Annotated in this window: 6 protein-coding genes and 1 tRNA gene; 5 read left to right on the plus strand and 2 right to left on the minus strand. The window is 65.0% G+C overall.

The window, feature by feature from the left end:
• The 3 genes from EOC06_RS32495 to EOC06_RS32505 form a co-directional block, all read left to right on the plus strand.
• Positions 1 to 449: adenosylcobinamide-GDP ribazoletransferase (locus EOC06_RS32495; RefSeq protein ID WP_206631301.1), on the plus strand; the 449-nt coding region annotated here is incomplete at its 5' end.
• A 51-nt stretch (positions 450 to 500) separates the two neighbouring features.
• Positions 501 to 1,511: a nicotinate-nucleotide--dimethylbenzimidazole phosphoribosyltransferase gene (cobT, locus tag EOC06_RS32500; RefSeq protein ID WP_128309713.1), complete on the plus strand. Its 1,011-nt coding sequence runs from the start codon at positions 501 to 503 to the stop codon at positions 1,509 to 1,511.
• A gap of 93 nt (positions 1,512 to 1,604) precedes the next feature.
• Entirely contained in the window at positions 1,605 to 1,862 is a 258-nt protein-coding gene (locus tag EOC06_RS32505; protein ID WP_128309714.1) for a hypothetical protein, read from the plus strand.
• 111 nt (positions 1,863 to 1,973) lie between these two features.
• Here the strand turns inward: EOC06_RS32505 and EOC06_RS32510 are convergent.
• Both EOC06_RS32510 and EOC06_RS32515 read right to left on the minus strand, forming a co-directional pair.
• Positions 1,974 to 2,049, minus strand: a tRNA-Lys gene (locus EOC06_RS32510).
• Between the two features lie 133 nt (positions 2,050 to 2,182).
• A complete protein-coding gene (locus EOC06_RS32515) occupies positions 2,183 to 3,064 on the minus strand; it encodes a PhzF family phenazine biosynthesis protein (RefSeq protein ID WP_128309715.1) in 882 nt (293 codons plus the stop codon).
• A 101-nt stretch (positions 3,065 to 3,165) separates the two neighbouring features.
• Between EOC06_RS32515 and EOC06_RS32520 the strand changes: the two genes are divergently transcribed.
• Positions 3,166 to 4,458 (plus strand): efflux RND transporter periplasmic adaptor subunit, encoded by a 1,293-nt coding sequence (locus tag EOC06_RS32520; protein WP_128309716.1) that lies wholly within the window; start codon positions 3,166 to 3,168, stop codon positions 4,456 to 4,458.
• A gap of 4 nt (positions 4,459 to 4,462) precedes the next feature.
• The coding region (locus EOC06_RS32525; protein ID WP_164898858.1) for an ABC transporter ATP-binding protein at positions 4,463 to 4,987 on the plus strand (525 nt) is incomplete at its 3' end.

The following is a 4,987-nucleotide window of genomic DNA, read 5'->3' on the forward strand; positions in this document are numbered from 1 at the left end:
AACTTGAGATCATGCGCGACAGCCGCATCGGCGCCTATGGTGCCATGGCGCTGGGCCTGTCGCTGCTGATCCGCTGGAGCGCGCTGTCGGAGTTCGTCGATCCCACTCAGGCCCTCTTCGCCCTCATAGCCGCACATGCGGCCTCGCGCGGCCTGCTTGGCGCCTTCATGCATCTCTTGCCTCCAGCGCGCGTCGACGGCCTCTCGGCCGATGCCGGCACCGTCTCGCAGGAAACCGCCGTGGCCGGCGCCGTGCTCGGCGCGATCCCGCTGCTCCTGCTTGGACTGGGCGGAGCCATCTTCGCGCTGATCCTGCTTAGCCTGCTGTTTGCCGCTTTCCGAGCCCTTTGCCTCAACCAGATCGATGGCCAGACCGGCGACACGATCGGGGCCTTGCAGCAAGCGAGCGAGATCGCGGTGCTGCTCGTCGCTTCCGTAGCGCTTTCCTGATCCCTTGGCCTGATTCTCTTGGCCTGATTCCTTTTCGGAGACTTTGCCCCCATGCCCTTCAAATCCCTTAGTGAATTGCGCGCCGCCTGCCTCGACCTGACGGCCGGCAGCGATGCCGCGGCCAATGCGGTCGCCCGCCGCCAGGATACGCTGACCAAGCCGCAAGGCAGCCTTGGCCGGCTGGAGACGATCGCTGCCTGGCTGGCGCGCTGGCAGGGCCGCGACATGCCGAAACTCGACCGCGTAAAAGTCTTCGTCTTCGCCGGCAACCACGGCGTCACCGCCCAAGGCGTGTCAGCCTATCCCTCGGAAGTCACCGTGCAGATGGTGGCGAACTTCGCCGGCGGCGGTGCCGCCATCAACCAGCTTGCCCGCATGGCCGGCGCCGAACTCGACGTCATCCCGCTCGATCTCGACCATCCGACCGGCGACTTCACACAAGGGCCGGCAATGGACGAAGCGGCCTTTCTGGCGGCGGTCTCGGCCGGCTATGATGCGGTGACGAAGGATCTCGACCTGATCTGCTTCGGCGAAATGGGCATCGGCAACACAACGCCGGCGGCTGCCATCTCAGCAGCCCTGTTCGGCGGCGGCGCGGAAAAATGGACCGGGCGCGGCACCGGTGTCGACGACGCCGGCCTCAAGCGCAAGGTGGTTGCCATCGAGGCCGGCCTGAAGCGCCATGCCGCCGCCCTTGCCGATCCCCTTGCTATCGCTGCCGCACTCGGCGGCCGCGAACTCGCCGCCATCTTCGGCGCGACGCTGGCGGCCCGCCATCTCGGCGTACCCGTGCTGCTCGACGGCTTCGTCTGCACCGCCGCCGCGGCCCCGCTGGCAAAGCTGCACCCGACCGGCCTCGCCCACACCATCGCTGCGCACGTTTCGGCTGAGTCAGGTCATCGCGGCCTGCTCGAAGCGCTCGGCCTGCCGCCCCTGCTCGATCTCGGCATGCGGCTCGGCGAAGGTTCTGGCGCTTGCCTGGCCGTCAACATCGTCCGCTCGGCGCTGGAGTGCCATGCAAGGATGGCGAGTTTTGCAGAGGCTGGCGTTTCGGAGAAGTAGTTATTCATTCCCCGTGTCGGGCCGACAAAGATGCCGTTGTCACGACAAAGGACGCATCTTCCCGTAACGGCGATTCTCAAATAGATTTTGCAGATGAAGAAATTTCATCCTGCCGCGGCTGCGGTGTTTATCGCCGGGGCGGTCGCTGTTGTGTTCCGTCACAGCAGCTATTCAAGTCATGGCCCGATCGACACCGGCATTTTCGTTGTCTTCCTGGTCTTCTTCTGGTGGCTCATCAGCGATTTCTCCGGGGGAAAAGACGGAATTGGCGCCAGCGATGCTGCAGCCGGGGAAAAGAGCCATGCTTTTCGATTCGGCCGGTTTCTGAGCCGCATTTTCCAACGCGACTGAATCGCCACGAGATCCGGATAGCGCGGTAAAGAATCACAGTCAGACAGCCTGCCCGAGACGCGCCAAACGCGTCTCGCTTTCAGGGTCTTTCCACCAACTCTTCTAGGAATTTGGTGGGTGCGCACAGGATTGAACTGTGGACCCGCTGATTAAGAGTCAGCTGCTCTACCAACTGAGCTACGCACCCACTCGGCCGGCAAAAACCGGCGTTGGCGGGCATATAGCCGCCACCACCGGTCCTGTCCAGCCCTGCCGGAATCATTTCCCGACAAATCGACCGAGCATGCGTTCGATCAGATGAACAGCTTGCCCTCCGCCACCTAGATCGCGTTGCCGCCAATGCGCGCCGAGGCCAGTTTTCCGCCTTGCACGGTCAGTTCGAGGCGGATGCGCGAAGGCCGGCCCATCTCCAGCCCCTGCTCGATCCACAGCTGCGAAATGCCGTCGGTCGGCGCGTCGAAATGCATGATGGCGCCGGCAAAGGCCGCTGCCGCCGAGCCGGTTGCCGGATCCTCATAGGAAGGCGTGCCGGGCACGATCATGCGCACATGGAAGGCGCTTTCGTGGTTCACCGTCTCGCGGCAGTAGACATAGGGGCTGGCGAAGGCCCACTCGCTCTTGCGCGGCGCCAGTTCCGACCAGGCCTGGTTGTCCAGCCTGATCCGGCCCGCCGCTTCGAGATTGGCAACCGGGATGGTGACGTAGGGCACACCCGCCGACCAGAACGCGACGCGGTGATTCTCGAAGCCGATCTCGTGCGGCGTCAACCCAAGGGCGGCACCGATCGCCTCCGGATGGGCCTCGAGCTTCAGCGGCTCCGGCAGCTTGGCCAGGTCGAACTCGGCAAAAGTGTTGCCGTCATGCTTGCTGACGGCGCACCGCACCGGGCCGATGTTTTCCTCCAGCACGAAGATGCCGGCGCCGCCCTCCTCAGCCAGTTCGGCCAGCGCGATCGCGGCGCCAACGGTCGGATGGCCGGCGAACGGCATTTCATAGTCGGGGGTGAAGATGCGGATGCGGTTTTTGTGCTTGGGATTGTCCGGCGGCAGCACGAAAACCGATTCCGACAGATTGAACTCACGCGCGATGGCCTGCATCGCCGCCGTGTCCAATCCCTTGCTGTCCAGCACGACGGCCAAGGGATTGCCGGCCAGTCGCTCGGTCGTAAACACATCGTAGAGCAAGTAATTCCGGGTTTTCATTCCTGCCTCAATCCCAACATGGGCGAAATTTAATTTGATATTTGAACCAGTAAGCCTGATCTGTGCACAGATAGGGACATTGCGCATTATAGGGGTCCAGCGTGGACCAGATTGTCAATCTGCCAAAGACGGAATCGGATTCCGCCATCGAGACGGCGCTCGGGCTCGACACGACGGGTCGGCGCAATTCGCGCCGGCGCGGCTGGATCTATGCGCTGCTGGCGCTGATCGTGGTCGTCGCCGGGCTTGGCGTCTATCAGTGGTATGCCGGCTCGCCGGCCAGGATCGACTACACCACCGTGCCTGCCGCCAAGGCCGACCTCACCGTCGCGGTATCGGCAACCGGCACGCTGCAGCCCCTGACCCAGGTCGACATTTCAAGCGAACTGTCCGGCATCATCCGCTCGGTCTCGGCCGAGGAGAACCAGCAGGTCAAGAAGGGTGACGTGCTGGCGACCCTCGACACGGTGAAACTCGAAGTCCAGATCGAGCGCGCCGAAGCTTCGGCCAAGGCCGCCGCCGCCAATGTCGAGGACGCCACGGTTACGCTGGCCGAAAACGAGAAGGCGCTTGTACGCGCCGCGGAACTGACCAGGCGCGGCATGGCGACCGACCAGTCGCTTGAAGCAGCAACCGCCACGCGCGACCGTTCCAAGGCAGCGCTGGACAGCGCGCAGGCCAACCTCGCCATCGCCCAGGCCGACCTCAAGGCGCAGCAGACCGACCTTGCCAAGAGCACCATCTATGCGCCGATCGACGGCATCGTGCTGACGCGCTCGGTCGATCCCGGCCAGACGGTCGCCTCTTCGCTGCAGGCGCCGGTGCTGTTCATCATCGCCGCCGATCTCAGGAACATGGAACTGGTGGCGGCCGTCGACGAGGCCGACATCGGCGCGGTCAAGTCAGGCCAGCATGCCCGCTTCACCGTGGATGCGTTCCCCGAGCGGCCGTTCGATGCCGAGATCCGCGACATCTCCTATGCCTCGGTCACCACCGACGGCGTCGTCACCTACAATGCGCGGCTCGAGGTCGACAACAACGAGCTGTTGCTGCGGCCCGGCATGACCGCCACCGTTTCGGTCGTCACAAAACAGGCCAAGGGCGTGCTCACCGTACCCGCCACCGCCTTCCGCTATCGCCCGGCGCAGCAGGCCGCCCGCGGCTGGAGCCTGAGCGACCTGTTCACCGGCCGCATGGGGCGCCCCGGCGGCAATCGCCAGCGCCAGGCCGCCACAGTCCCCACCGACGGCTCGCGCACGCTCTACGTGCTGGAGAACGGGCGTCCGCACCCGGTCAATGTCAAGATCGGCTCCACCGACGGCGAACTGACCGAGATCATCTCTGGCCTGGACGAAGGCGCTCAAATCATCACCGCGTCGCAGCAGCGGAGCTGATGCCGTGGCTGCGGGCGCGACCCTCATCACCTTCGACAAGGTCTGGAAGAGCTACGGCCAGGGCGAGGCCAAGGTGCATGCGCTGGCCGGCGTCGACCTTGCCATCCGGCGTGGCGAATTCGTCGCCATCATGGGTCCGTCCGGCTCCGGCAAGTCGACGGCGATGAACATCATCGGCTGCCTCGACACGCCGACGGCCGGAACCTATTCCTTCATGGGCATCGACGCCGGCCGGCTCGACCGCAACCGCCGCGCCATGCTGCGCAACCTTTATGTCGGCTTCGTCTTCCAGGGCTACAATCTGCTGGCCCGCACCACGGCAGCCGAAAATGTCGAACTGCCGCTGATCTATCGCGGTGTTGCCGCGCGCGAGCGCCGAGACCTTGCCATGCAGGCGCTGGCGGAGGTCGGCCTTGTCGGCCGCGAGCACCACACGCCGGCCGAGCTGTCCGGCGGCCAGCAGCAGCGCGTGGCGATCGCGCGCGCCATCGTCACCCGCCCGACACTCCTCGTCGCCGACGAGCCGACC

Origin of the sequence: Mesorhizobium sp. M7A.F.Ca.MR.362.00.0.0, assembly GCF_004023175.1 — a bacterium.
Lineage (GTDB): Bacteria > Pseudomonadota > Alphaproteobacteria > Rhizobiales > Rhizobiaceae > Mesorhizobium.